This is a genomic window from Ideonella sp., assembly GCF_035254525.1.
In the GTDB taxonomy this organism is placed as follows: Bacteria; Pseudomonadota; Gammaproteobacteria; order Burkholderiales; family Burkholderiaceae_C; genus Ideonella.
In genome coordinates this window covers 44,283-68,899 of sequence record NZ_DATFAN010000026.1, presented here as the reverse complement: position 1 = coordinate 68,899, position 24,617 = coordinate 44,283, and the positions used below count along the sequence as shown (strand labels likewise).

The 24,617-nt window shown below is 70.0% G+C and carries 21 protein-coding genes, 1 other RNA gene and 1 pseudogene; 9 read left to right on the top strand and 14 right to left on the bottom strand.

Features of this window, described 5'->3' with window-relative positions; all coding sequences use genetic code 11:
* Positions 1-4 precede the first annotated feature (4 nt).
* Genes VJ693_RS02970 through VJ693_RS02960 form a run of 3 tightly spaced genes read right to left on the bottom strand, consistent with a single transcriptional unit; the run spans position 5 to position 4,824 of the window.
* On the bottom strand, positions 5-3,088 hold the full coding sequence (locus tag VJ693_RS02970; protein ID WP_324151973.1) for an efflux RND transporter permease subunit: 3,084 nt from the start codon (positions 3,086-3,088) through the stop codon (positions 5-7).
* Positions 3,085-4,314 (bottom strand): efflux RND transporter periplasmic adaptor subunit, encoded by a 1,230-nt coding sequence (locus VJ693_RS02965; protein WP_324151972.1) that lies wholly within the window; start codon positions 4,312-4,314, stop codon positions 3,085-3,087. The genes VJ693_RS02970 and VJ693_RS02965 overlap by 4 nt, the downstream gene beginning before the upstream one ends.
* A gap of 36 nt (positions 4,315-4,350) precedes the next feature.
* Complete coding sequence (locus tag VJ693_RS02960) at positions 4,351-4,824, bottom strand: MarR family transcriptional regulator (protein WP_324151971.1); 474 nt, start codon at positions 4,822-4,824, stop codon at positions 4,351-4,353.
* 200 nt (positions 4,825-5,024) lie between these two features.
* On the opposite strand from VJ693_RS02960, the gene VJ693_RS02955 reads away from it, so the two are divergent.
* Positions 5,025-6,638 (top strand): hypothetical protein, encoded by a 1,614-nt coding sequence (locus VJ693_RS02955; protein ID WP_324151970.1) that lies wholly within the window; start codon positions 5,025-5,027, stop codon positions 6,636-6,638.
* Here VJ693_RS02955 and VJ693_RS02950 read toward each other — a convergent pair whose 3' ends face one another.
* The 6 genes and pseudogenes from VJ693_RS02950 to VJ693_RS02925 all read right to left on the bottom strand — a co-directional run.
* Positions 6,639-8,429, bottom strand: a complete 1,791-nt coding sequence (locus VJ693_RS02950; RefSeq protein WP_324151969.1) for a diguanylate cyclase — start codon at positions 8,427-8,429, stop codon at positions 6,639-6,641.
* A 38-nt stretch (positions 8,430-8,467) separates the two neighbouring features.
* A complete protein-coding gene (locus tag VJ693_RS02945) occupies positions 8,468-9,586 on the bottom strand; it encodes a hypothetical protein (protein WP_324151968.1) in 1,119 nt (372 codons plus the stop codon).
* Between the two features lie 22 nt (positions 9,587-9,608).
* A complete protein-coding gene (locus tag VJ693_RS02940) occupies positions 9,609-10,181 on the bottom strand; it encodes a hypothetical protein (protein ID WP_324151967.1) in 573 nt (190 codons plus the stop codon).
* A gap of 165 nt (positions 10,182-10,346) precedes the next feature.
* An RNA gene (ffs, locus tag VJ693_RS02935) (signal recognition particle sRNA small type) lies at positions 10,347-10,443 on the bottom strand.
* A gap of 45 nt (positions 10,444-10,488) precedes the next feature.
* Complete coding sequence (locus VJ693_RS02930; protein WP_324151982.1) at positions 10,489-10,998, bottom strand: universal stress protein; 510 nt, start codon at positions 10,996-10,998, stop codon at positions 10,489-10,491.
* A gap of 120 nt (positions 10,999-11,118) precedes the next feature.
* Positions 11,119-11,784 (bottom strand): annotated as a pseudogene (locus VJ693_RS02925) (TerC family protein); the annotation flags it as partial.
* 280 nt (positions 11,785-12,064) lie between these two features.
* On the opposite strand from VJ693_RS02925, the gene VJ693_RS02920 reads away from it, so the two are divergent.
* Positions 12,065-12,397 carry a LysR family transcriptional regulator gene (locus tag VJ693_RS02920; RefSeq protein WP_324151966.1) on the top strand — a complete coding sequence of 111 codons (333 nt, stop codon included), beginning with the start codon at positions 12,065-12,067 and terminating at the stop codon, positions 12,395-12,397.
* 69 nt (positions 12,398-12,466) lie between these two features.
* On the top strand, positions 12,467-12,721 hold the full coding sequence (locus VJ693_RS02915) for a hypothetical protein (RefSeq protein WP_324151965.1): 255 nt from the start codon (positions 12,467-12,469) through the stop codon (positions 12,719-12,721).
* A 16-nt stretch (positions 12,722-12,737) separates the two neighbouring features.
* On the opposite strand, the gene VJ693_RS02910 is transcribed toward VJ693_RS02915, so the two are convergent.
* On the bottom strand, positions 12,738-13,859 hold the full coding sequence (locus tag VJ693_RS02910) for an AIR synthase-related protein (RefSeq protein WP_324151964.1): 1,122 nt from the start codon (positions 13,857-13,859) through the stop codon (positions 12,738-12,740).
* A 70-nt stretch (positions 13,860-13,929) separates the two neighbouring features.
* Here VJ693_RS02910 and dnaX point away from each other — a divergent pair, with 70 nt between their 5' ends.
* The 3 genes from dnaX to recR are packed head-to-tail and all read left to right on the top strand — an operon-like array spanning position 13,930 to position 16,806.
* Positions 13,930-15,846, top strand: a complete 1,917-nt coding sequence (gene dnaX, locus VJ693_RS02905; protein ID WP_324151963.1) for a DNA polymerase III subunit gamma/tau — start codon at positions 13,930-13,932, stop codon at positions 15,844-15,846.
* A 35-nt stretch (positions 15,847-15,881) separates the two neighbouring features.
* A complete protein-coding gene (locus tag VJ693_RS02900; RefSeq protein WP_324151962.1) occupies positions 15,882-16,208 on the top strand; it encodes a YbaB/EbfC family nucleoid-associated protein in 327 nt (108 codons plus the stop codon).
* 10 nt (positions 16,209-16,218) lie between these two features.
* A complete protein-coding gene (recR, locus tag VJ693_RS02895; protein WP_324151961.1) occupies positions 16,219-16,806 on the top strand; it encodes a recombination mediator RecR in 588 nt (195 codons plus the stop codon).
* Between the two features lie 29 nt (positions 16,807-16,835).
* On the opposite strand, the gene VJ693_RS02890 is transcribed toward recR, so the two are convergent.
* Together VJ693_RS02890 and gloB are read right to left on the bottom strand one after the other, a co-directional pair.
* Entirely contained in the window at positions 16,836-18,440 is a 1,605-nt protein-coding gene (locus tag VJ693_RS02890) for a transglycosylase SLT domain-containing protein (protein ID WP_324151960.1), read from the bottom strand.
* Entirely contained in the window at positions 18,437-19,207 is a 771-nt protein-coding gene (gene gloB, locus VJ693_RS02885) for a hydroxyacylglutathione hydrolase (RefSeq protein ID WP_324151959.1), read from the bottom strand. The genes VJ693_RS02890 and gloB overlap by 4 nt, the downstream gene beginning before the upstream one ends.
* On the opposite strand from gloB, the gene VJ693_RS02880 reads away from it, so the two are divergent.
* Entirely contained in the window at positions 19,206-20,054 is an 849-nt protein-coding gene (locus VJ693_RS02880) for a class I SAM-dependent methyltransferase (RefSeq protein ID WP_324151958.1), read from the top strand. The genes gloB and VJ693_RS02880 overlap by 2 nt on opposite strands.
* 5 nt (positions 20,055-20,059) lie before the next feature.
* Positions 20,060-20,509, top strand: a complete 450-nt coding sequence (gene rnhA / locus VJ693_RS02875; RefSeq protein ID WP_414652217.1) for a ribonuclease HI — start codon at positions 20,060-20,062, stop codon at positions 20,507-20,509.
* 21 nt (positions 20,510-20,530) lie between these two features.
* On the opposite strand, the gene moaA is transcribed toward rnhA, so the two are convergent.
* Together moaA and VJ693_RS02865 are read right to left on the bottom strand one after the other, a co-directional pair.
* On the bottom strand, positions 20,531-21,646 hold the full coding sequence (gene moaA / locus VJ693_RS02870; protein ID WP_324151956.1) for a GTP 3',8-cyclase MoaA: 1,116 nt from the start codon (positions 21,644-21,646) through the stop codon (positions 20,531-20,533).
* Between the two features lie 84 nt (positions 21,647-21,730).
* The gene (locus VJ693_RS02865; protein WP_324151955.1) at positions 21,731-22,243 is read right to left on the bottom strand and encodes a C40 family peptidase; all 513 of its coding nucleotides are present in this window, start codon (positions 22,241-22,243) and stop codon (positions 21,731-21,733) included.
* 376 nt (positions 22,244-22,619) lie between these two features.
* Here VJ693_RS02865 and VJ693_RS02860 point away from each other — a divergent pair, with 376 nt between their 5' ends.
* Complete coding sequence (locus tag VJ693_RS02860) at positions 22,620-24,605, top strand: M3 family metallopeptidase (protein WP_324151954.1); 1,986 nt, start codon at positions 22,620-22,622, stop codon at positions 24,603-24,605.
* Positions 24,606-24,617: the final 12 nt, after the last annotated feature.

Below are 24,617 nucleotides of genomic sequence, written 5' to 3'. Positions count from 1 at the left end.
GGTTTCAGGTGGCGGTGGTCTCGGGGATCGTCACCGGGCCGCGTCCGCTGAAGCGATCCAGCGCGAGGTAGATCACCGGCGTGATGTAGAGCGTCACCGCCTGCGAGAAGACCAGGCCGCCGACGACCGCCAGGCCCAGCGGCTGGCGCAGCTCGGCACCGGCGCCGATGCCCAGCGCGATCGGCAGCGCGCCCATCAGCGCGGCCAGCGTGGTCATCATGATCGGCCGGAAGCGCAGCACGCAGGCCTCATGGATCGCCTCGCGTGGCGCCAAGCCGCGCGAGCGCTGCGCATCGAGCGCGAAGTCGATCATCATGATGGCGTTCTTCTTCACGATGCCGATCAGCAGCACGATGCCGATCGTCGCGATCAGCGTCAGGTCCTGCCCGAAGAGCATCAGCGTGCCGAGCGCGCCGACAGCGGCCGAGGGCAGGCCGGCAAGGATCGTCAGCGGGTGGATGAAGCTTTCGTACAGCACGCCCAGCAGCACGTAGATCACCAGCAGCGCCGCGACGATCAGCACCACCTGGTTGCCCTGAGAGCTCTTGAACACCGCCACGTCGCCGCCATAGCTCGCGACGACGGACGCCGGCATGCGGATCGCCTCGCGTGCGGCCTCGACCTTGGCCGTGGCATCGCCCAGCGCCACGCCCGGCGCGAGGTTGAACGACACCGTCACCGCCTGCAACTGGCCGACGTGGTTGACCGAGGTCGGGCCGACGCCGCGCGCGACCGTCGCGAAGGCCGACAGCGGCACGAGCGCGCCGGTGGCCGCGCGAACGTAGATGCCGGCCAGTGCCCGCTCGTCCTGCTTGGCCTCGGGGGCCACTTCCATGATGACCTGGTAGCTGTCGGTCGGCAGGTAGATCGTCGACACCTGCCGCTCGCCGAAGGCGCTGTACAGCGCCGAGCGGATCGCATCGATCGACACGCCCAGGGTGTTGGCCCGGTCGCGGTCGATCTTCAACTCAGCCTGCAGCCCGCGCAGCTGGGCGTCGGTGTTGACATCGCGAAAGGCCGGGTCGGCGCGCAGGCGCTCCTGCAGCTTCAGCGCCCACTCGTTCAGTTCGTCGGCGCGCACGCTTTGCAGCACGTACTGGTAGCGCGCCTTGCTGATCCGGCCACCCAGGCGCAGGTTCTGGATCGGGGTCGGGAACACGTTCAACCCGACGACCTCGCGCAGGTCGCGCCGCATGCCTTCGAGCACCTGCTTCATCGGCTCGCGTTCGCCGCGCGGCTTGAGGTTGATGAAGATGCGGCCGGTGTTCTGCGCGCCGCCGCCGCCGTTGAACGAGCTGACGGTGGCGACATTCGGGTTCGCCCGCACGATGGCCGCGGCGCGCTCCTGCAGGCGCACCATCTCGTCGAAGGAGGTGTCTTCGGCGGCCTCGGTGTTGATGAAGACCTGGCCGATGTCCTCTTCCGGGAAGAAGCCCTTGGGAACGACCGCGAAGAGCCAGGCGGTGGCAATGAAGGTCAGCAGCGCGACGACGAGCACGAAGCGCCGATGCGCCAGCGCCGCATCGAGCGTGCGGGTGTAGGTGGCCAGCACGGCGTCGAAGCCGCGTTCGAAGGCGCGCACCAGCGCACCGGGCTTCTTCTTGTGCTCTTCGTCGGCCAGGAACCGGCTGGCCAGCATCGGCACCAGCGTCAGCGAGACGAAGGCCGAGACGATGATCGCCAGCCCGACGATCACCGCGAACTCGTGGAACAGCAGCCCGATCACGCCGGGCATGAAGAAGATCGGGATGAAGACGGCGACCAGCGAGGTCGAGATCGAGATGATCGTGAAGCCGACCTCGCGCGACCCGCGCAGTGCCGCCTGGAACGGCCGCTCGCCGGCCTCGACGTGGCGCACGATGTTCTCGAGCATCACGATCGCGTCATCGACGACCAGGCCCACCGCCAGCGTCAGGCCGAGCAGCGAGATGTTGTCCAGGCTGTAGTCGAGCCCCCACAGCAGCGCGACCGCGCCGACCAGCGACACCGGCAGCGACAGCGTCGGGATCGCGGTGGCGACGAAGCGGCGCAGGAACAGGAAGATCACCATCACCACCAGCGCGATCGTGCCCAGCAGCGTCAGCGTCACGTCGTGCAGCGCCTCGCGGATCGATGCCGAGCGGTCGTTGACCGGCGTGATCACCACCGACTGCGGCAGTTCGCTGCGCAGCCCGGGCAGCGCGGTGCGCACCGCGTCGACCACGCGCACGGTGTTGGCGCCGGGTTGGCGGTAGACGCCGATCGAGATCGCGGTGTCGCCGTTCAGCGTGGCCCAGGTCTTCATCGACTCGATGCTGTCCTCGACGCTGGCCACGTCCCTCAGCCGCACCGGGTTGCCGGCGCGGGTGGCGACGATCAGCTCGGCGAACTCGGCGGCGTTGCGCAGCTGGCGATTCGCCTGCAGCGTCAGCGTCTGGCGCGGGCCGTCGAGCGTGCCGACGGGGGTGTTGACGTTGGCGGCGCGCAGCGCCGTTGAGAGCTCGTCCAGCCCCAGGTTGCGCGCAGCCAGCGCCTCGGGGTCGACCCGCACCCGCACGGCGAAGCGCTTGGCGCCGAAGATGTTGATCTGCGCGACGCCGTCGAGCGTCGACAGCGCCGGCGAGATCAGGTGCTCGGCATAGTCCTGCAGTTCGGTCGGCGTCAGCGAGGGCGAGGTCAGCGCGATGAACAGCACCGGCGCATCGGCCGGGTTGACCTTGCGGTACGAGGGCGGCGAGGTCATGTCCTGCGGCAGCGCGCGCTGGGCGCGCAGCAGCGCGGCCTGCACGTCGACCGCGGCGGCATCGACATCCCGCCCTTCCTCGAACTCCAGCGTCAGCGAGGTGTTGCCCAGCGTGCTCGAGGAGCTGATCGTCTTCAGCCCCGGGATGGTCTGGAACTGCTTTTCCAGCGGCAGCGCGACCGAGGTCGCCATCGTTTCCGGGCTGGCGCCCGGCAGCGAGGCGCCGACGTTGATGACCGGCGTGTCATAGCTGGGCAGGGCGGCGATGGGGATGCTGCGGTAGGCGATCACGCCGGCCAGCACGATGGCGGCGTTGAGCAGCACCGTCATCACCGGACGGCGGATGAACAGTTCGGACAGGTTCATGGTGCCGAGGCCTTGCGCGCGGCGCTGCTTGCCGATGCGGATCCCGATGCGGATGCCGAGCCCGCCGAAGCGGAGGTCGCCGCGCGCTCGACCACCGCCGCGCCGGGACGCAGGTTCTGCCGCCCGTCGAGCACGATGCGTTCGCCGGGGCGCACGCCGCTGACGGCGGCCTCTTCGCCCTGGCCCTGGACGACTTGCACCGGCCGCGCTTCGGCGTGGCCGTTCGCCACCACGTAGACGATGTCGCCGCGCGAGCCCTGGATGACCGAGGCTTGCGGCACCAGCACCGCGCCCTTGAGCACGCGGGCTGTCATCGAGATGTTGACGAAGGCACCGGGCCAGAGCCGGTTGCCGGGGTTGTCGAAGACGGCCTTGGCCTTGACGGTTCCCGAGCCCGCATCGACCAGGTTGTCGACGAACTTCAACCGCCCCTGCAGCACCTGGTTGGTCGCCTGGTTCGCGTCAGGCAGCGTGGCGCTGACCGGCGCACCGCCGCCCGGCAGCGCCGCCAGCGCATCCGGCAGCAGGCGCTGGGGCAGGGCGAAGGCGACGGCGATCGGGTCGAGCTGCGTGATCGTGACCAGCGAGGTGTCGCTGGCTTTCACCGCCGTGCCGGGGTAGACCGCGATCGTGCCGACCCTGCCGGCGCTCGGCGCGGTGATGCGGGCATAGCCGAGCGCGACGCGGGCCGCGGCCAGGGCGGCGCGATCGGCCGCGACCAGCGCGGCAGCGGCATCGACCGTGGCCTGGTTGGCGTCGACCTGGCCTTGCGAGATGAAGTTCTGTGCCAGCAACTCGCGGCTGCGGGTGAGCTGGCGCTGTGCGTCGGCCAGCGTGGCCTGGTCGCGCGCGACCTGGGCCTGGGCCTGTGCGACCCGGGCCTCGTCCGAGCGGGCGTCCAGCGTGAACAGCAGCTCGCCGGCCTTGACGAACTGGCCCTCGCGGATGTGCACCTTCGCGATCACGCTGTTGACCTGCGGCCGCACGTCGACGCTGGACAGCGGCGTGACGGCGCCGGCGCCGGAGATGGTGATCGGCAGGTCGTGCTGACGCGCGGCGACGGTCGTCACGCCCACCGGCGCCGCCGACGCCGCACCGCCCGGCGGCGAGGCCGCAGGCGCGGCAGCACCAGCGCCGTCGGGCGCGCGTTGGCAGCCGGCCAGCAGGGCGGCCGCGAGGGGCAGGGCGAGCGCAGTCGCGCGGGCGGGCAGGTGAAACCGGGTCATGGACGATGGGTGTTGGAGGTTTTTCGTCAGCGGGTGTCAGCGGGCGGCGGTGGAAGCGAAGACATCGCGCAACACGGCCAGCCCGGCATGCAGCGTGCGCAGTTCCTCGGCGCTGCGGCCGGCGAGCACCTCGGCGAGCTCGGCCCGTGCGCCGAGGCGGATCTGCGCCAGCTGGGCCGCGCCTGCTTCGGTCAGGTGAAGCTGCGAGCGGCGGCGGTCATCGGCCGCGGTGCGCGGCTCGACGGCGCCGGCGCGCACCAGGCGGTCGACCATCGTCGATGCGGTCGGCAGCGTGACGCCGAGAAACGCGGCCACCGCACTGACCGAGGCCCCGGGCTGGTGGGCGATGAAGTTCAGGCAGCGGAACTGGGGCACCGAGAGCTGATCGCCCACGTGGCTGCGCATCGCGTGGCGCAGCGCGTCCATCACCGCCGGCACCACGTCGAGCACCTCGGTGGCGCTGTCCGTGGCGCTGGGTCGGGGGACTTTGACGGGGCGGGTCGGGGGCATTGCTTAGCTCGGCTAACCAATTCGCAAGCGTATCACCGGCGGACGGGGTCTTTCGGGAGAGCGGTGACGCCGGCCCGCGGCAAGGCGCGTCATAGATTCTTGGGATGCCCAGGCGCGCCTGGGCCGGCTCCAATGCGGCGGGGGCCGCCGCGCTGCGATTCGTCGCGGTCCACAACGACAAGCTGCACCGAGGACCTTCCATGTCGAATCCCCACGCCCCGTTTCACCCGATCATCTATGTGCGCGGTTATGCGATGACGCCGACCGAGATCGACGAGACCAGCGCCGACCCGTTCTGCGGCTTCAATCTCGGCTCGACCGTCTACCGCGCGGTGCCCGACAAGGCGCGGCAGCCGCGCAAGTACATCTTCGAATCGCCGGTGGTGAGGCTGGCCTCGGACTTCGAGTACCGCGACGTCTACCAGGACGGCTACGACATCCTCGACCCCGAGTGGAGCGCCGACAGCGAGAACACCCTCAGCGCGCGGTCGATCGTCGTCTTCCGGTACTACGACGAGGCGTCGCGCCTGCTCGGCATCGGCCAGGTGCCCGACATCGAGCAGTTCTCGGCCAAGCTCGGCGAGCTGATCCTGCGCGTGCGCGACCTCGTCTGCAGCAACGCCGAGAACGGCATCGCCCCCGAGGATTTCCGCTGCTACCTGGTCGCGCATTCGATGGGAGGCCTGGTCTGCCGCGGCCTGCTGCAGGGCAAGACGCCGTTCAAGAAGAAGGACCACCCGCGCCAGTACGTCGACAAGTTCTTCACCTACGCGACGCCGCACAACGGCATCGAGGTGGCGGGCGTCAACGTGCCCTCGTGGCTCAGCGTGGCGGACATGAACAATTTCAACCGCGACCGCATGGCCGACTACCTCGACCTGAAGGACGCGCTGGCGGCCAGCGGGCGGGTCGACTGGATCCGCGAAGACCGCTTTGCGCCCGAGCGGGTGTTCTGCATGGTCGGCAGCAACCGTATGGACTACGAGGTGGCGCTGGGTGCCTCGCGCACCTTCGCCGGCCACGGCAGCGACGGCCTGGTGCGCATCGAGAACGCGACGCTGACCGGCCTGAAGGCCGATGGCAGTGCCGGCCAGCCGTGCGCCAAGGCCTTCACCTTCCGCTCGCACTCGGGCTACTTCGGCATCGTCAACAGCGAAGAGGCCTACCAGAACCTGGTGCGCTTCCTGTTCGGCGACGTGCGCGTCGACATCTGGGTCGACATCGAGGAGATCCGGCTGCCGCCGGCGGTGCAGAAGGCGCAGGACGCGGGGCAGGCGGTCAATGCGCTGTACCAGTTCGAGCTGCAGGCCTCGCCGCGCGGCAAGCTGTGGTACCTGACGCGCCGCACGGCCGAGGAGGATTCGGTCGCCTGCCTGACGCACGAGCAGTGGATGAAGGCGCCGAAGAAGGGCTGCACGCAGTACGTGTCGACGGTGTTTCTCGCCAACCGGGCGCGGGTCAACAAGAAGCGGCGCTCGCTGGCCTACAGCATGTCGCTCGGCGTGCGGGTGCCCGACTACGAGGTCGACCGCCGGCTGTGGGTCGACGAGCACTACGAGGGCGGCTACCTGTTCCGCAACACGGTGATCGTCGAGATGGTGCCACCGGCCAACGAAGGCGACACCTGGAGCGTGCAGTACGCCTGGCAGGACCAGGGCACCAGCCCGGCCAACACGCCGATCGACTGGAAGGCGCTCAAGGGCGGCAAGATCGAGGTGCCGATCGCCTTCGAGACGACGACCGCGCCGGGCATCCGCGGCAAGCTGCGCTTCGTCGTCTCGGCCTGGAACCCGGACGCGGCCGTGGAGGAGTGATCAGGCTGCGACGCCGACGCGGTTGCGGCCTTCGCGCTTGGCGGTCAGCAGCCGGTCGTCGGCGGCCTTGAGCAACGCGTCCGGCGAGGTGCAGGCAAGCCCGGTGTCGGCGATGCCGGCCGAGAAGCTCAGGCCGTGCAGCGTCGTGCCGCCCAGTTCGAACACTTGGGCGCGCCAGCGGCGCAGCAGTGTCTGCACCTTGCGCCGCGCGCCGGCCGCATCGGTGCGCGGCATCAGCAAGCAGAACTCCTCGCCGCCGTAGCGGCACGCCACGTCGCTGCGCCGGCACTGGCCGGCGAGCAGTTCACCGAAGGCGGCGAGCAGCCGGTCGCCGGCAACGTGGCCATGTTCGTCGTTGATGCGCTTGAAATGGTCGAGGTCGATGATCGCCAGCGACATCGTCTGCGCGTCGCGCTGCGCCAGCGCGAACAGCGTCGGCAACGCATCGTTCAGGTGGCGGCGGTTGAACAGGCCCGTCAGCGGGTCCTGCGTGGCCTGCGCCATCAGCGCCTGCTGCAGCGCCTGCACCTGCTTGACCTGGCGCGTCAGCTCGTCGTTCATCGCGGCCAGTTCGGCGCGGGCGCGCTCGAGCTGGCGCCGGTGCGCGTCGTTCTCGTCCAGCCGGTGCTGCAGGCGCAAGACCTCGGTGTGCAGCGCGGCCGCCTGGTAGCGCGCGCCGGAGGCCATCTGCCCCTGCAAGCGGCTCAGGCGCTGGGATTGCTGCAGTGCAGCCAGGGATTCGGCCACCTGGCCGGCGGCCTCGTGGGCCTCGCTCAGCACGACGAAGAACTGGGCACGCATGCGCACGCTCAAGCCCGGCTCATCGTCGCGCAGGGCCCGGGCGAGCGCGGGCAGCATCGCGGCCACGGCGTCCCGCGGGCGCCCGTGCGCCAGCGCCAGGAGGCCGGTGGCGGTATCGCGCTCGAGCCGCTCATCCGCCAACAGCGCGTCACCCTGGCCCCAGGCCCGCTCGACCAGATCGGCACCCAGCGCCACCTGGCCGGCGCGCAACGCCGCGATCGCCAACGTTTCGTAGTGGGCGGCCATGCGGCCACGCCCGCTCGGGTCGGCCGGCAGGGCGAGCAGGGCGGCGATGTCGGGCAGGCACTCGGCCGCGCGGCCGAGCTCGGTCAGCCCGATCACCCGGTTGATCCACAGCACGCTCTGCAAGCGCGCGTTCTTCAGCGCGCCGCAGCGGGCCAGGCCCTGGCCCACGTGCACCAGCGCATGCTCGTAGTCGCCGATCTGCAGCAGCTCATGGGCGAGGTTGCAGTGCAGCACGGTATCGAAACCGCGCCCGCCGCGCGGGCCGGCGTGGCGCAGCGCCTCGAACATGTAGGCAAAGGCCTGGGCGGAATCGCCGCGCGCCGAGTAGCAGCCGGCAATCGCGTTCAGCAGCACGCCCAGCTGCTCGTGCTTGAGAATCTGCACGCCCTCGTCGCGCCGGGGCAGCACCAGGTCGAGTGCTTCCTGCGCCCGGCCCTGGCGCCAGGTCGAGCGGGCCAGCCCGGCCGCGGCCAGCAGGTGGCCCGGGCGGTCGGCGGCGCGCTCGAACGATGCCTGGGCCCGCCGCAGCTCGGCCGCCGCTTCGGCGGCGGTGGCGTAGTACAGCAGATGGAAGCCCAGCGCCAGCCGGCCCCACCCCTCGGCCATGGCGTCGGATTCGGCCACGGCGGCCTTGATGGCCCGCTCGGCCAGCGCGCGGGCCTGGGCCGAATCCACCTGCAGCAAGTTCCAGGCACGCCGGGCATGGCGCAACGCTGCCGATGTGGATGAACGCCCTGTCGCCATGCCAGGGATTATCGGGTCGCGCCGGCCCGGCTCGGCACTCAACTGCCCACCAGCTCGACCCCGTAGACCTTGCGCAGCGTCTCGCGCACGGCGGCCGTGCGCAGCCACTGAAGGCTCGCCAGGCTGACGGCGGTGCGCATGTACTCCGGGCCGAAGCAGTTGAGGAGCTGGCGCTCGTCGCTGGGCGAGAAGTGGCCGGTCAGCACCGCGGCGCGCATCGCGTCGATGCCGGGCTGCAGGTCGAACACGTTGCCGACGACCACGCCCTCGGGCGTGCCGCTGGGCGGTTGCGTGAACCCGCAATGGGCCTGCATGTGGATCATCACGCTCTGCACGACCAGGGCGTAGGCGAGGTATTCGATCGCGCCGGCGCTGCCCGCGCCGCCCCAGTCGGCCAGCGTGACGACCGAGACCGGCCCGCGGTTCAGCCAGAACCACGCCCGCGTGCCGCCGCCGCCCAATGGCTGCGCGGTGATGAGCACGAGCGGGCGGTTCGCGCTCTCGGCGGTCGCCCGGGCGTGAAAGGCCTCCGCGATGCACAGCGCAGGGGTGTCGTCGCGGGCGCAGCGCGCTTCGTCGGCCTGGCTGACCAGGTCGGTGCGGAACGGTGTGGTGTCGAACTCCAGTTGCCATGCGCGCTGGCGGTGGTTGATCTCGTACAGCAGGTACGGTGCCATGGCGCGCAGGTGCTGGTAGTCCGCAGCGGCCTTGTCCCGCGTGCCCGGCGGGGCCCCGCCATCGGGTTCGGCCGCGAAAGCACCGAACGCGGCGAAGCGCACGCGGATCGGGCTGACCCGGGATTCCGGCGACCAGGCCTTCAGCAGGAAGAGCGCCGTCGCGCCGATGATCAGCACCAGGCCGATGCGCAGCGCCCATTCGGCCTTCGACAGGCGCCGATGATCGGCGGGCCGGCGCACGGTGAGCGCGAGAAACACCCCGACCAGCGCCGCGAAGCCGACCGAGACCTGCCGCAGCAGATAGCTTTGCAGGAACAGCGGCAGATCGAGCGTGACCTGGTAGCGCCACTGCAGGTACTGGTAGGACACGATGCACACGCCGGCGTACAGGAACCCGGTCAGGGCGACCGGCTCGATCACCGGCCAGTACGGCGTGCGCTTCAGGTAGTCGAGCAGTGCCTTCCAGAGCTCGCCGACCATGTGTCTTGCCCCGCGGCCTTGCTCAGCCTTGCGGCGCGTCGGCGGGCAGCATGGCGGCCGCCTTCTTCGCCTCGGGCGCGAGCACGAGCGGTGCCGGCAGCGACTTGATCGTGTATTCGAAGCCCTCGATCGGCCCCGGCAGATCGGCCAGCGGCACGAAGGCGTAGACCACCGCGGCGCTGTTGGGGCTCAGCTGCTCGGGGTAGGTCAGGCGCTTCTTCAGGTCCGGCGACAGCGAATCCCACAGCGGCCGGTCGAGCGCCGACAGCTGGAAGCTGGCCACGATCTTCTTGCCGCCGCTGGCCACGAGCAGGCGATCCTGTTCGATGGACAGCGCCAGGGGCGCCTGGCGTTCGCCGACGCGGACGCGTACGGGGATCAACTTGTACTTGCCGCCCACCGAGTTGAGCGCATAGGCCACGAATTGGATCGTCACGCTGGCGCCCACGCCATCGCCCGGCATGCCGGCACGCTCGTTGGTGTAGATCTCCTGCGGGTCGTTGAGGGCGCCGCCGCCGGCCGCAAGCGTGGCACTCGCGCAAATGCCGACCCACACTGCTGCAACACCGCGCGCGATGATCGTGCCGAGGCCCATGGGGTTCCCCTTCAGTGGCTGTCGATGTCAGAGGCGATGGGCCACCCTACCACGGGCCCCGTCAGGGCTCAAGACAACGCAGGAACGATTGGATCGCGCGCGGCTCGGCCAGAAACGACAAAGCCGCCGGGCATGGGGCCCAGGCGGCTTTGGCGTGACTAAAAGGGTGACGAGCCTGACCCCGGCACTGGTTGCAACAGTTAGGGCTGCTTGGTTCCCCACCTGACCCAGTTGGCCGCGCTTCCATGCGAGGAGGCCCGTCAGCCGTGATTGTAGGCGAGCGGCGCGATGCCCGCCGGGCGGCGGGCTATTCGAGGGCCAACCAGAGCAGCCCGCCGGCGGCCGCCAGCGCGCCGGCCGGCACCCCCCAGCGCTCCAGCCGCGACACCGCCTCGCCGGCGACCACCTCCACCGGCACCGGCGCGCCCTCGAGCACGCGGTGGGTCACCGAGTCTTCGAGCATGCGGGTGATCGAGTTCTTGCGTGCGGTGCCCATCACGATGTGGTGGGCGCCCAGGCGCTCGGCGTGGCGGCAGATCTCGTGCGCCCGGTCGCCGGCCGCCCAGTGGACCTGGTAGGGCACGCCGGCCCGGTCCAGCAGCGCCCGGGCGCCGGTCATCGCGGCCTCGGCCCGCTCGCGGTGCCAGGCGTCGCGGTCGTGGCGGCTGACGAAGCGGGCGATGTGCCGCGACAGGTGGGGCTGCACGTTCAACAGGTGCAGCTCGAGTTCATGGTGGCGCTGGTACTCGGCCATCGTGTGGCGCAGTGCGCGCAAGGCATTCGGCGAGCCGTCGAGCGGCACGAGGACTTTGAGCATGGCCAGGTCTCCTTCGTTGGCAGCGGCGGATTCGGCCGCCGGCGCGGCGGGCTCCGAGCTGGCCCCGAGCGGGCGCAGCGCGGCGAACTCGGCCAGGCGGGCGTGGATGCGCGATTCGAGCCGGCGATGGTTCTTCACGAAGCCGGCCCACAGCACCGCCGGGATCGCGAGCCAGAGCAGGGCCGCCGCCAGCGGGGCCTCGGTCAGCCAGGGCTGGATCACCGGCTCGTGGCCGATCATCTTGATCGCCGTCCAGACCAGCACGCCGGCACCCAGGTAGACGACGCCCGGGAAGCGGTCGACGACCTTCAGCACCATCGTGCTGCCCCAGACGACGATGGGCACGCTGATCAACAGGCCCGTCACGACCAGCAGGTAGCTGCCGTGCGCTGCACCAGCGACCGCCAGCACGTTGTCCAGCCCCATCGCGGCATCGGCGACGACGATGGTGCGCATCGCCCCCCAGAAGGTGGTCGCCACCGGCCCGTGCTCGTCGCCGGGGCCTTCTTCGGGCAGCAGCAGGCGGTAGGCGATCCACAGCAGCAGCGTGCCGCCGGCCAGCAGCAGGCCGGGGATCTTCAGCAGCCAGACGACGATCACGGTCATCAGGCTGCGCACGCCAATGGCGCCGACGGCGCCCCAGACGATGGCGCGCTTCTGCAGCCGCGCGGGCAGGGCACGCGCGGCCAGCGCGATGACGATCGCGTTGTCCCCCGCGAGCACGATGTCGATCACGACGATCGCGAGCAGGGCGGTCAGGAAGGGGGTGGCATCCATCGCCACCATCGTGCGGCGGCGCGCGGCCCCGTCGATTGCGATTCACGATGGTTCGCGAATCGCAATGAACGGCGTGGGGCGATGAAAACCCGGGGCTGGCAGGCGGGCCGCTGCGTGCTACAAGCAGTTCTGCAAAGCGGGAGTAGTTCCGCGCGCAGTGCAGCAACGCATTGCGTGTGCCGCGCCGTCGTCAATACGGGCTTCTGGTGTCGATGAGAAGCCCCGGCCCGCGGGTAGCCAGCGCGCTTGGACAAGACCTTTGCCTTTCCCAGTTCACCGAGGAATGGCAATGGACGACAACGCCAACGGCCGCGCGGCCGCACCGCGCCGCTATCTTCGTCATGGCATGCTGCCGCAGCTGGCTGCCTTCGAGGCGGTCGTGCGGCTGGGCAGCGCGACGCGCGCCGCCGAGTCGCTGTGCATGGCGCAGCCAACCCTGTCGGGCCAGCTGCGCAAGCTGAGCGACGCGCTCGGCGTTCGGCTGTTCGAGCTGCACGGCAAGCGCTTGGTGCCGACCGACGCCGCGCAGGTGCTGCTGGCCAGCACGCGCGATGCCTTTGCGGCCTTCGAGCGCTGTGAACAGGCGCTGGCCGAGTTGCGCGGCGGCGACCGGCCGCACTGAAAACTGTTACGCCTGCGGCGGCGGGCGGCCGCTATCCTCAGCGACCCCGTTTTGACAGGAGGATCCGCCATGCTGTTCGCCCGCCCGTTGGCCCTGCTCGCCCTGGTGGTCGCGTCGTCGGCTGCCGTCGCCGCCCAGCCTCACATGGAAACCGCGCTGGCCCATTTGGAGCAGGCCCTGGCCGAGCTCAAGCAGGCGAGCTCCGACAAGGGCGGCAACCGTGCCGATGCGATCCGCGCGGTCGAGAAGGCGATTGCCGAGGTCCGGCGCGGCATCGAATACGACCGCACCCACCTGAAGCCCGGCGAGGTGATGCGGCGCTGAGTCGCCGCGCCGCGCTTCAGCGCAGCTGAAGATCGTCGTCGCCGAAGCAGATGCCCAGTGGCTCGATCAACAACTGCTTCGGGCCGGCCTCGACGCGGCCGGCAACCAGCGCATCCACGCCCTGGGCCTTGGCGATCGCCACGGTCCTCTCGGCATCGGCGGCGGCGACGAAGAGCGCGAAGCCGGCGCCCATGTTCAGCGTCGAATAGGCCTCGCGGTCGTCCTGCTGGGCGTGTTGCTGGATGAATTGCAGCACCGGTGGCACCGGGGGCAGCGCCTCGATGCGGTAGGTCAGCGTGCTCGGGTGGCGCAACAGCTTGCGCCAGCCGTGGCCGGTGATGTTGGCGCAGTAGTGCATCGCGATGCCGGCCTTGGCGAGCGCCTCGGTCACGGGGCTGTACAGAGTGGTCGGGGCGAGCAGCGCGTCGCCGTAGCTCAGGCCCGGCGCGACGTCGGTCAGGTAGCCCTGCGGGAGACGCTCGACCAGCTTGCGCGCCAGGCTCAGCCCATTGGCGTGGATGCCGCTGGAGGCCAGCAGCACGATCGCGTCACCCGGCGCGAGGGCGTCGCCGACCGACAGCCGGCTCTTGGGGTTGACGATGCCGGTGCACGATGCGGCGAGGTCGATGCGGCCGCTCTCGACGATGCCGGCCAGCGCCGGCGTCTCGCCGCCGCCCCAGGCCACGCCGCACACGTCGCAGGCCTTCTTCCAGCCCTCGACCAGGGCTTGTGCACGCTGCGCGTCGCCGAACCAGTCGCTGCCGCCAGCGGCCCAGTAGGCCTGCACGACCAGCGGCGTGGCGCCGACCGTGATCAGATCGTTGACCGCCATCGCGATCGTGTCCTGCGCGATGCCGGCGTAGTAGCTCTTGCCGGTCAGCGCCTTCATCTCGTCGGCCACCAGGGCCTTGGAGCCCAGGCACTCGACGATGCTCGCCAGGTAGAACGGGCCCACGTCGACCACGTAGGCGGATTCGCCGCGCGAGGCCTTCACTTCGGTGAAGCCGTGGCCGGCGAGGTGCCCGGCGGTGGCGGCGGCAGCGCGCTGCGCGGCCACCTTCAGCGGGTCGATCAGGTCGTAGTTGACACCGGCCTGCTCGTAGCTCAGCGTGCCGGGGGTGGAAGGCGTGGAACTCATGGCCGCGGATTATCCGCCAGCGGTTCGGCGCGGCCCGGGATGGCACGGTGCCCCTCGTAGAATGCCCGTCATGAGCTATGTGGTCCTGGCGCGCAAGTACCGTTCGCGCAACTTCGAGGAGATGGTCGGCCAGGACCATGTCGTGCGGGCGCTGACCCATGCGCTCGAGCAGGGCCGCCTGCACCACGCCTACCTGTTCACCGGCACGCGCGGCATCGGCAAGACGACGGTCTCGCGCATCCTCGCGAAGTGCCTGAACTGCACCGGGCCCGACGGCACGGGTGGCATCACCGCCAAGCCCTGCGGCGTGTGCTCCGCCTGCCGAGAGATCGACGCCGACCGCTACATCGACTACACGGAGCTCGACGCCGCCAGCAACCGCGGCATCGACGAAGCGCGTGACCTGATCGAGCGCGCCTCGTACAAGCCCAGCGTCGGCCGCTTCAAGGTCTTCATGATCGACGAGGCGCACCAGCTGACCAAGGACGCGTTCAACGCGTTGCTGAAGACGCTGGAAGAGCCGCCCGAGTACCTGAAGTTCGTGCTCGCGACGACCGACCCCGAGAAGATGCTGCCGACGGTGCTGAGCCGCTGCCTGCAGTTCAACCTGCGGCCGATGGCGCCGCAGACGGTGGCCGAGCATTTGCAGAACGTGCTGGCCAAGGAGAACGTGCCGGTCGAGCCGGGTGCGCTGCGCCTGCTGTCGCGTGCTGCGCGCGGCTCGATGCGCGACGCGCTGTCGCTGACCGACCAGGCCATCGCCTACGGCGGCGGGCAACTGGAGGAAACGGCCGTGCGGGCGATGCTCGGCACGGTCGACCGCCGCCACGCGCAGCGTTTGATCGAGGCGCTGGCCGGGCGCGACGGCCCGGCGCTGCTGGCCGAGGCCGAGGGTCTGCGCAGCCAGGGCCTGTCGGCCGCGGGCACGCTGGAAGAGATGGCCCGCCTGCTGCAGCAGATGGCCGTCGAGCAGGCCGTGCCCGGTGCCCTCGACCCGACCGACCCCGATACCGACGCGAGCCGCCAGCTCGCATCCAGCCTGGCACCTGACGAGACCCAACTGCTCTACAGCATGGTGCTGCAGGGCCGCGCCGAGTTGAGCCTGGCGCCCGACGAGTACGCCGGCCTGGTGATGGTGTTGCTGCGTTTCCTCGCGTTTCCAGCCCAGGGCGGCGGCGCGGCGCGCTCGCCTGAGCGCCCGGCGAATGCCCCGGCACCGGCGTCGGCCGCCTTGCAGGCGCGTCAGGCCGAGCGGGCACGGGCCGTCGTGCCGCCGCCGGTGCCGAGCGTGGCGCCGGCATCGCCTGCTCGGCCGACGGTGGCCGCCGCGGCGCGACCCGCTGCCGCGCCCACGCCAGCCTCGGCGCCCAAGGCAGTGCCCGCGGCCGCCGACGAACCCCCGCCGTGGATGGACGAGGCGCCGTTCGAAGGCGAGGCGGCTGCGCTCGTGTCGGCCCGTGCACCGGCGGTGCACGCGGCAACGCCCACGCCCACACCCACACCCACACCGCCGGCGACCGCGGTGATCCCGCAAGCGGCCACGGCGGTGGCGCCGAGCACGCCGGTGCCGGAGGTGCGTCGCACCGCGCTCGGTGACCGCTGGGCCGACCTGGTGGCGGCACTGGTCGCCGCCAACGCGATCGCCGCGCTCGCGCGGGAACTGGCCATGCAAGCCGAGTTGACGCTCGTCGAGCCCGCCGACGGCGGCGCCGAGCGCTGGTGCCTGCGCGTCGAGCGCGAGACACTGCGCGCGCCAACGCTGGCCGAGAAGCTGCAGGCCGCGCTGCGCGCCCACACGGGGCTGAGCATCCGGATCGAAGTCGCGGCCGGCACGCCGGGCGATTCACCGGCGCGGCGCGAGGCCGAGGCGGCCGCGCAGCGCCAGCGCGAGGCCGAGGCGATCATTCACGACGACCCGCTGGTCCAGGCGATGCTCGCGCAGTTCTCGACGGCGCGCATCGTACCGGGCTCGATCCGCCCCGCCTGACACCTCTTTCCACCGAACCCACCGAAGGACGCACCATGATGAAGGGTCAACTCGCCGGCCTGATGAAGCAGGCCCAGGCCATGCAGGACAACCTGCGCAAGGCGCAGGAGGAACTCGCGACGATCGAGGTCGAAGGCCAATCGGGTGCCGGCCTGGTCAAGGTCGTGATGACCTGCAAGAACGACGTTAAGCGCGTCACGATCGACCCCAGCCTGCTGGCGGACGACAAGGACATGCTGGAAGACCTGGTCGCCGCCGCCTTCAATGATGCGGTGCGCCGCGCCGAGGCGACCAGCCAGGAGAAGCTCGGCAAGCTCACCGCCGGCATGCCGCTGCCGCCCGGCATGAAGATGCCGTTCTGACCGGGGCGGCGTGTCCACCTCGCACCTCGACGCACTGATCGACGCGCTGCGCAAGCTGCCGGGCGTGGGGGTGAAGTCCGCGCAGCGCATGGCCTTCCACCTGCTGCAGCACGACCGTGGCGGGGCGCAGCAGATCGCGCGGGCACTCGAGCAGGCCGTGCAGTCGGTGCGCCACTGCAGCCGCTGCCACACCTTCACCGACGACGAGGTCTGCGCGATCTGCCGTGACACGACTCGAGATGCGCGGCAGCTGTGCGTCGTCGAGACGCCGGCCGACCAGGCGGCGCTTGAGCGAACCGGCAGCTATCGCGGCTACTACTACGTGCTGATGGGGCGCATCAGCCCGCTCGATGGCGTGGGTGCGAGCGCGCTGGGCGCTTCGGGCCTGCTGGTGCGAGCCAGCGATGGCCAGGTCGAAGAGGTCATCCTCGCCACCAGCTTCACTGCCGAGGGTGAGGCGACGGCGCATGTGCTGGCCGAGGGCCTGAAGGCGCGCGGCCTGAAGGTCACTCGGCTCGCGCGTGGCGTGCCGGCGGGCAGCGAACTCGAGTACGTCGACCTGTCGACCATCGCGCATGCGCTGGTCGACCGGCGCTGAAGGCCGGCCTCGCCCCGGCGCTGTTCCTCTTACTTGCGCGACATGCGCACCGGGCTCGCCTTCGGCGTGGCCGATGAGCGCATGACCGGCCGGGCGGCGGGGCGCGTGCCCGACTTGCTGACCGCCGCCACGCGGGTCGCGGGGCGGTTGGGCACGTAGACGACGATCGCCGCGCCGGCCTTGAACTGAGACGAGGCGCTCACCTTGTTCCACTGAGCGACCTGGCTGGCCGCGACGTTGTAGCGTTTCGCGACCGAAGCGACCGATTCACCGCGCTTGCCGGCGCGCAGCGTCAGCCGTTTCAGCGGCGGCACGTCAGGTGCCAGGGCGATCATCGCGTTGTCGGCCAGGTGCTCCGACACATCGTTGTCACGCCGCGCGGTGCGCGGCACCAGCAGCGTCGAACCGGCCTTGACCAGCATGCGCGGCGGGATGCGGTTCACGTCGCGCAACGCCGCTTCGCTCATTCCGACCTGCTTGGCAGCGTCGGCCGGGCGCAGCGTCTTCGGCGCCACCCACGCCGTCCAGGTGGACAGCGGCCCCCGGTGCGCGGCCAGCGCCTGGGTGAACTGGTTCGCGTTGTCGTACGGCAGCAGGATCTGCTCGGTGCCGGCCGCCAGGATCACCGGCTTGTTCATCTGCGGGTTCAGGTAGCGAAACTCCTCGAGCGGCACCCCGGCCAGGCGAACGGCCAGGCTGACGTCGATGTCGCGCTCGATCGGTACGCTGAGGAAATACGGGTGATTGCGCAGCTCGGGCAGTTCGAGGCCGAACTGGTCGGGGTGGCTCACGATGTTCTTCACGGCCTGCAGCTTGGGCACGTACAGACGGGTTTCGTTCGGCATGCGCAGGCTCAGGTAATCGGTGGGCAGGCCGGCCTTCTCATTGCGCGCGATGGCCCGCTTCACGTTGCCCTCGCCCCAGTTGTAAGCGGCCAAGGCGAGATGCCAGTCGCCGAACATCGCGTACAGCCGGCCGAGGTAGTCGAGCGCGGCGCGGGTCGACGCGAGCACATCGCGCCGGTCGTCGCGGAAGATGTTCTGTTTGAGGTCGTAATCCTTGCCCGTCGACGGGATGAACTGCCACATGCCCGACGCGCGCGCCACCGACTGGGCCTGCGGGTTGAACGCGCTCTCGATGAAGGGCAGCAATGCGAGCTCGGTGGGCATGCCGCGCTTGTCGAGCTCCTCGACGACGTGAAAGAGGTAGCGGCTGCCGCGCTCGGTCATGCGCTGCACGTAGTCGGGCCGCTGCGCATACCACTGCTCGCGCCCATGCACGAGATCGTTGTCGATGTCGGGCATGCCAAAGCCCTGGCGCACGCGCGCCCACAGGTCCACCTTGGCCTTGTCGTCATAGAGGTCGACCGGGCGCTCGGGTTGGACAGGGTCGATCGGCGTGGCGACGAAGTTCTCGGCATCTTCGGGGGCCGACGCCGCCGGGGTGGCTGGGGAGGCTGGGGCAGCGGCAACCGATTCGGCCGGTTCGTCCGCCGGCGCCGGTGCTGGCGCTGCCTCGACGATTGGCACCGCGGCCGGCTCGATCGGCGTGGCACAGCCAACGAACCAGGGGACGATGGCGACGGCGATCCACAGCGAGGACAGTGCCGGGCGTCGGGCAGATGGGTGCTTCATCGGTAGTTGTTCTTCCATTGGCGCAGCGCCGCGAAGACCTCCGTCGGGTCGTCGCTGCGCGCGCCGTGGTGATGCGCCGATTCAGCCAGGGCAGGCTCGGCGCACCGCATGAAGGGGTTGATGCGCCGCTCCAGCCCGATGCTGGAGGGCAGCGTCGGCTCGCCGCGAGCGCGCAACGCCTCGCACCGGGCCTGGTGCCGGGCGATATCGGGGTTGCCGGGCTCGGCCGCAAGCGCGAAGCGCAGGTTGGCCAGCGTGTACTCGTGGGCACAGCACACGCGCGTGTCCGGCGCCAGCGCGGCGAGTTGGGTGAGCGACGCGTGCATCTGGGCCGGCGTGCCTTCGAACAGGCGACCGCAGCCGCCCGAGAACAGCGTGTCGCCGCAAAACAGCAGCGGCCCTCCGGGGGCCGCTTCAGCGTGGTAGGCGATGTGGCCGGCCGTGTGCCCCGGCACATCGAGCACCTCGAAGGAGATGCCCTGCCATCGCAGTTCGTCGCCGGCTTCGTGAGGCACGACCGGCACCGGCATCGGCTCGTGCGCGGGCCCATGCACGGGGCCCTGCAAGTGGGGCTGCAGTGCTTCCAGGCCACCGACGTGATCACCGTGGTGATGCGTCACTAGAATGCCCGTCAGCGCCAGCCCGCAACGGTCGAGTGCGTCGATCACCGGCGCCGCGTCACCCGGATCGACCACGAGGGCCTCGCGGCCGTCGTGCAGCATCCAGATGTAGTTGTCGGCAAAGGCGGGCAGGGCGATCAGATTCATGACGCAAAACGACGCGATTATAGAGTTGGGCCTCTGGTTGGGGACCCCGCCTGGCCGCTATCTGCTGGAGTGGGAGCAGGCGCGTCTGGACCGGGCCGTGGCCGACATCTTCGGCTTTCATGCGCTGCAGATCGGTCTGCCCGAGATCGACACCCTGCGCAGTAACCGCATGCCGCACCGCTGGGTGGCGAGCGACAGCCTGACCCTGCCGTCGCCCATCGAATTGCCGCCGTTGGCCGGCGACGCGGGCAGCCCTGCCTCGCTGGGCCCCGTGCCGGTGGCGCTCCACTGCGAACACGACGCGCTGCCGTTTGCCGACCAGGCGCTGGATCTCGTGGTGTTGCCGCACACGCTGGAGCAGGCCGCCGACCCGCACCGCACGTTGGCCGAGGTGGCGCGCGTGCTGCGCCCCGAGGGCAAGGTGGTCATCGTCGGGCTGAACCCGGTGAGCCTGTGGGGCGTGCGCCAGCGCCTTGGGCATGCGCGGCTGCGGCTGGCACGCGAGCATGGCGGCCAGCGCAGCCTGTTTCTGCCGCGTGCCGGAGAATTCATCGGCTATTGGCGCGCCCGCGATTGGTTGCGCCTGCTCGGCTTCGAGATCGAGGCGGGCAGCTTCGGTTGCTGGCGGCCGCCGATGGGCGCCCAGCGCTGGCTCGATCGATTTGCCTGGATGGACCGTGTGGGTTCGCATTGGTGGCCGGTGTTCGGCGCGGTGTATTGCCTGGTCGCGGTCAAGCGGGTGCGTGGCTTGCGGCTGATCGGGCTGGCCCGCAGCGAGCGCGTCAAGCCGCAGGGCACCCCGGTGCTGAACCGCAGCATTCAATTCGAAGAAGAAGGAACGACGTGACTGAAGTGAGGGCCTCGACGAGCGAGGTGACGATCTATACCGACGGGGCCTGCAAGGGCAATCCGGGCCCCGGGGGCTGGGGCGCCTGGATGCGCGCTGGCGGCCACGAGAAGGAGTTGTTCGGTGGCGAGGCCGCGACGACCAACAACCGCATGGAACTGACCGCGGTGATCGAGGCGCTGTCGACGCTGAAGCGCCATTGCAGGGTGGCGATCTACACCGACAGCGAGTATGTGAAGAACGGCATCACGACCTGGATCCACAACTGGAAGCGGCGTGGCTGGCGCACGGCCGACAACAAGCCGGTCAAGAACATGGAGCTCTGGCAGCGCCTCGACGCGCTGGTGCAGCAGCACCAAGTGGCGTGGCATTGGGTGCGCGGCCACACCGGCGACCCGGGCAACGAAAAGGCTGACGAGCTGGCCAACAAGGGCGTCGCTTCGGTGAAGCGCTGACCTCGCCGAGGCCGCGCGGCCTCAGCCTCCGATGTAGTGCATTTCGACCTTGCGCTCGCCAGCGTGCGGCGCCGTGGCCGAGCCGCGCAACTCCGAGTAGCGATCGTCGCGGCCGGCCCAGATGTGGGCGATGGCCGAGGTGATCTCGGCGTCGCTGGCGCCGCCACGCAGCATTGCGCGCAGATCGTGACCGCGGCTGCCGAACAGGCACAGGAAGAGCTGCCCTTCGGTCGACAGACGAGCGCGGTTGCAGTCGCGGCAGAAGGCCTGCGTGACGCTGGAGATGAGGCCGATTTCGCCGCGACCATCCGCGTAGGCCCAGCGCTCGGCGGTTTCGCCGGGCGCGCTGGCTTCGAGCGCCTGGATCGGCCACTCGCGTTGCAGGCGCTGCAGCAGTTCGGCAGAGGGAACCACGTCGTCGAGGCGCCAGCCGTTGGTGGCCCCGACATCCATGAACTCGATGAAGCGCAGCGTCGCCGCCGGGCCATACCGATCGCGGAAGTAGCGCGCCATCGGCAGCACTTCGTGGTCGTTGACCCCACGCTTGACCACCATGTTGACCTTGACGGGCCCCAGGCCGACGTCGAGCGCCGCGTCGATCCCGGCCAGCACCTCGGCGACCGGGAAGCCCACGTCGTTCATGCGCTGGAAGATCGCATCGTCCAGCGCATCCAGGCTGACCGTCAGCCGCTTCAGCCCGGCGGCCTTCAGCGCCGCGGCCTTGCGGGTGAGCAGCGAGCCGTTGGTGGTCAACGTCAGGTCCAGCGGCTCGCCGTCGGGCGTGCGCAGTTCGGCCAGCATCTCGATCAGGCCCTCGAGGTGCTTGCGCAGCAGCGGCTCGCCGCCGGTCAGCCGCAGCTTGCGCACGCCGTGGGCCGCGAACAGCCCGGCCAGACGGGTGATCTCCTCGAAGCTCAGCAACTGGGCGTGCGGCAGGAACGCATAGCGGGTGTCGAAGACTTCCTTCGGCATGCAGTAGCTGCAGCGGAAGTTGCACCGGTCGGTCACCGAGATGCGCAGGTCGCGCAAGGGGCGGCCGAGTGCGTCGGCAAGCAGGCCGGTGGCAGCGATCGGCGAAGCCGGTCGGATCACCGGGGCGCGGCGCCAATCGGCCAGTGCTATGACTCGTTCACCCATGGCCGCATTGTGCCGTGCCCGAGGCACCCGGTGGGCGATGGGGTCGGCGCCAGCACGGGCTTGCGCCCGCTCGTGTGCCGTGGCTCAGGGGGCTGGCCGGGCGGGCTCGGCGAGGCTCGCCTGCGGCACGCGCCGGGCGCCATTGAAGCGCTTGGCCCAGTAGGCGACCCGCATGTCCTCGACGCGGACTTCGCTGCCGCTGCGCGGCGCGTGGATGAACTTGCCGTCCCCCACGTAGATGCCGACGTGCGAGAACGTGCGCCGCAGGGTGTTGAAGAACACGAGGTCGCCGGGTTTCAACTCGTCCTTGGCGATCGTGAACAGGCCCGGTGCATGGGCCTGCTCGTCGGCGCGGCGCGGGAGCACCAGGCCGATGCTGTTCTCGAACACGTAGCGCGTGAAGCCGGAGCAGTCGAAGCCACTCTCGACCGTGGTGCCGCCACGGCGATAACGCACGCCGATGAAGTTCATCGCGGCCATCACGAGGTCGGTCGTCGTTTCGCGCACCTGCCCCAGCAGGCCGGGCTCGGCGGCTGGGGGAGATGCCGCGACGCCGCCATTGGCCTGGATCAGCCCGCGCTCCTGCAGCAATTGCATGACGGGGTCATGCGCCGCAGGTTGGGGCGCTGCGTGGGCCAGCCCGATGGCCGAAGCCAGAGCGCCGGCCAGCAGCAGGCGGCGAACGGACTTGCCAGGCGCGAGCCGGCCCGGCAGGGAGTGGGAAGACCTCGGCACGGGCGGCAGGATACGGGCCCCCCTAACTTGTTGTCAAGCCGAAAAACCAGTGTTTTCAACTACTTGCAATTCACTCTTCGTCTGGGTTGCGGCGCTCGGGGGGAGCGTGACGGAGTGCCCGACGATGAACAGGCTTGAGCATCCTGCCCGGCTCCCACGCCACAATGCCGGCTTTTCGGCGGTGCGGCAGGCGACAGTGGCTCGCCACGCGTGCCGGCGCAGAACAGGAATCCCGATGATGAAAGCTTGGATGGTGCTGGCCACCTGCAGCGCAGCCTTGACGATGGCGCCGGCGGCCCGGGCGAGCGATCCCGCGCAGTTGCCGGGGCCGGCATTCCCGGAGTTCAGGACGGCCGCCCAGGTGCGGCAGGCCTGCGACACCGGCCTGCGCGGTGCGGCATCGCAACTGAAGTCGTTGGCCAGGCAACCGGCCTCGGCCCAATGGATCGCCGAGTACGACGCCTTCTACGGCTGGGTCGAGGACATCCATGGCCCGATCGAATTCATCCGCAATGTGCATCCGGATCAGAAGGTGCGCGATGCGGCAGAAGCCTGCGAGTTGCGCTGGCAGGACTTCCTGACCAGCGTCGGCCAGAACCCCAAGCTGTACCAGGCGGCCAAGGATTCGGTGCCTGCCGACGAGATCGACCGCGAATCGCTTCGCGTCACGGTGGAGGGCTTCGAGGATTCGGGTGTCGGCTTAGGCCCGGCCCAGCGTGCGCGCGCCAAGCAACTCGTCAACCGGATCGGCGAACTGGGGCAGAAGTTCGACATGAACGTGCGCGACGGCAAGTTGCGCCTGTCCTTCACGCCCGATGAACTGCGCGGCGTGCCGGAGCAGGTGCTGAAATCGGCCAGGCCGGGCGCGAAGGGCAGCCTGCTGCTGGGGCTGGACTACCCGACCTACTTCCCGGTGATGGAGCGCGCCGAGAACCCGGCCACCCGAGAAAAGATGTGGCGCGCCAAGATGAACGAGGGTGGCCCGGCCAATCTGAAGCTGCTGGCCGAGATCGCCCGCCTGCGGCGTGACTACGCGAAGCTCTTCGGCTTCGAAAGCTACGCCGACTTCGTGCTGCGCCGGCGCATGGCCAAGAGCATCGCGAATGCCGAACGGTTCCTCGGCGAGGTCAAGCATGCGGTCAATGAAGGCGAACAGCGCGACCTCGCCGAATTGCGCGACGCCAAGGCGCGCCATCTCGGCCAGCCCACAGACAAGGTGACGCTGCAGCGCTGGGACGTGGCCTTCTACACCGAGCGCCTGCGCAAGGAGCGCTTCACCGTCGACGAGGAGTCCTTCCGGCCCTACTTCCCGCCGCAGGAAAGCGTTCGCTTCGTGATGCGCATTGCCGAGACGATGTTCGGCATCCGCTACACGCCGGTGCCGGCCCGGCTGTGGCACCCCGAGGCGCAGGCTTTTGCGATCAGCGACGCCGCGACCGGCAAGCCGATCGCGAGCCTGATCGTCGACCTGTACCCGCGCGACGGCAAGTATGGCCACGCGGCGGTGTGGTCGTATCGCAGTGGCTCGACGCTGAGCGACCGCATTCCCCAGGCCGCGCTGGTGGTCAACTTCGACCGCAAGGGGCTCACGATCGAGGAGCTCGATACGCTGCTGCACGAGTTCGGCCACTCATTGCACGCGACGCTGTCGAAGACCCGCTACGCGCTCAATGCCGGCACCAGCACCGAGCTGGACTTCGTCGAGGCGCCGTCCCAGATGCTCGAGGACTGGATCTTCGACCGCAAGGTGCTCAAGCTGTTCGCCGAGGTGTGCCCGAGTTGCACCCCGGTGCCCGACGAGCTGATCGAAAAGGCCCGCGCAGCGCGCGAGTTCACCAAGGGTAGCCAGACGGCGCGCCAGCACCTGTACGCGAGCTTCGACCTGGCGCTGCACGGCCCCGAGGCGCCCGAGCCGATGGGCCTGTGGCGCCGCATGGAGGGTGGAACGCCGCTGGGCTACGTGGCCGGCACCACCTTTCCGTCAGGCTTCAGCCATGTGGCCGGCGGCTACGGCTCGGGCTACTACGGTTACCTGTGGAGCCTGGTGGTGGCGATGGACCTGCGCACGGCTTTCGCCGCCGACCGGCTCGACCCGGCGGTCGGCAAACGCTACCGCGACACGGTGCTGAGCCAGGGCGGCCAGCGGCCGCCCGAGCAGCTCGTGCGCGACTTCCTCGGCCGCGACGTCAGCCCGAAAGCCTTCTTCGACTACCTGGCGAAATAGGGCGCCCGCCCC

What these genes read in the sequence shown, in the direction of transcription:
- VJ693_RS02860 (WP_324151954.1), top strand. Translation starts at nt 22,620, where the DNA reads ATGAAAGCTTGGATGGTGCTGGCCACCTGCAGCGCAGCCTTGACGATG.
- VJ693_RS02945 (WP_324151968.1), bottom strand. Translation starts at nt 9,586, where the DNA reads ATGGTCGGCGAGCTCTGGAAGGCACTGCTCGACTACCTGAAGCGCACG.
- dnaX (WP_324151963.1), top strand. Translation starts at nt 13,930, where the DNA reads ATGAGCTATGTGGTCCTGGCGCGCAAGTACCGTTCGCGCAACTTCGAG.
- VJ693_RS02890 (WP_324151960.1), bottom strand. Translation starts at nt 18,440, where the DNA reads ATGAAGCACCCATCTGCCCGACGCCCGGCACTGTCCTCGCTGTGGATC.
- VJ693_RS02915 (WP_324151965.1), top strand. Translation starts at nt 12,467, where the DNA reads ATGCTGTTCGCCCGCCCGTTGGCCCTGCTCGCCCTGGTGGTCGCGTCG.
- gloB (WP_324151959.1), bottom strand. Translation starts at nt 19,207, where the DNA reads ATGAATCTGATCGCCCTGCCCGCCTTTGCCGACAACTACATCTGGATG.
- VJ693_RS02920 (WP_324151966.1), top strand. Translation starts at nt 12,065, where the DNA reads ATGGACGACAACGCCAACGGCCGCGCGGCCGCACCGCGCCGCTATCTT.
- VJ693_RS02950 (WP_324151969.1), bottom strand. Translation starts at nt 8,429, where the DNA reads ATGGCGACAGGGCGTTCATCCACATCGGCAGCGTTGCGCCATGCCCGG.
- VJ693_RS02880 (WP_324151958.1), top strand. Translation starts at nt 19,206, where the DNA reads ATGACGCAAAACGACGCGATTATAGAGTTGGGCCTCTGGTTGGGGACC.
- VJ693_RS02910 (WP_324151964.1), bottom strand. Translation starts at nt 13,859, where the DNA reads ATGAGTTCCACGCCTTCCACCCCCGGCACGCTGAGCTACGAGCAGGCC.
- VJ693_RS02955 (WP_324151970.1), top strand. Translation starts at nt 5,025, where the DNA reads ATGTCGAATCCCCACGCCCCGTTTCACCCGATCATCTATGTGCGCGGT.
- VJ693_RS02930 (WP_324151982.1), bottom strand. Translation starts at nt 10,998, where the DNA reads ATGCTCAAAGTCCTCGTGCCGCTCGACGGCTCGCCGAATGCCTTGCGC.
- VJ693_RS02940 (WP_324151967.1), bottom strand. Translation starts at nt 10,181, where the DNA reads ATGGGCCTCGGCACGATCATCGCGCGCGGTGTTGCAGCAGTGTGGGTC.
- VJ693_RS02960 (WP_324151971.1), bottom strand. Translation starts at nt 4,824, where the DNA reads ATGCCCCCGACCCGCCCCGTCAAAGTCCCCCGACCCAGCGCCACGGAC.
- moaA (WP_324151956.1), bottom strand. Translation starts at nt 21,646, where the DNA reads ATGGGTGAACGAGTCATAGCACTGGCCGATTGGCGCCGCGCCCCGGTG.
- VJ693_RS02970 (WP_324151973.1), bottom strand. Translation starts at nt 3,088, where the DNA reads ATGAACCTGTCCGAACTGTTCATCCGCCGTCCGGTGATGACGGTGCTG.
- VJ693_RS02900 (WP_324151962.1), top strand. Translation starts at nt 15,882, where the DNA reads ATGATGAAGGGTCAACTCGCCGGCCTGATGAAGCAGGCCCAGGCCATG.
- VJ693_RS02965 (WP_324151972.1), bottom strand. Translation starts at nt 4,314, where the DNA reads ATGACCCGGTTTCACCTGCCCGCCCGCGCGACTGCGCTCGCCCTGCCC.
- VJ693_RS02865 (WP_324151955.1), bottom strand. Translation starts at nt 22,243, where the DNA reads ATGCAATTGCTGCAGGAGCGCGGGCTGATCCAGGCCAATGGCGGCGTC.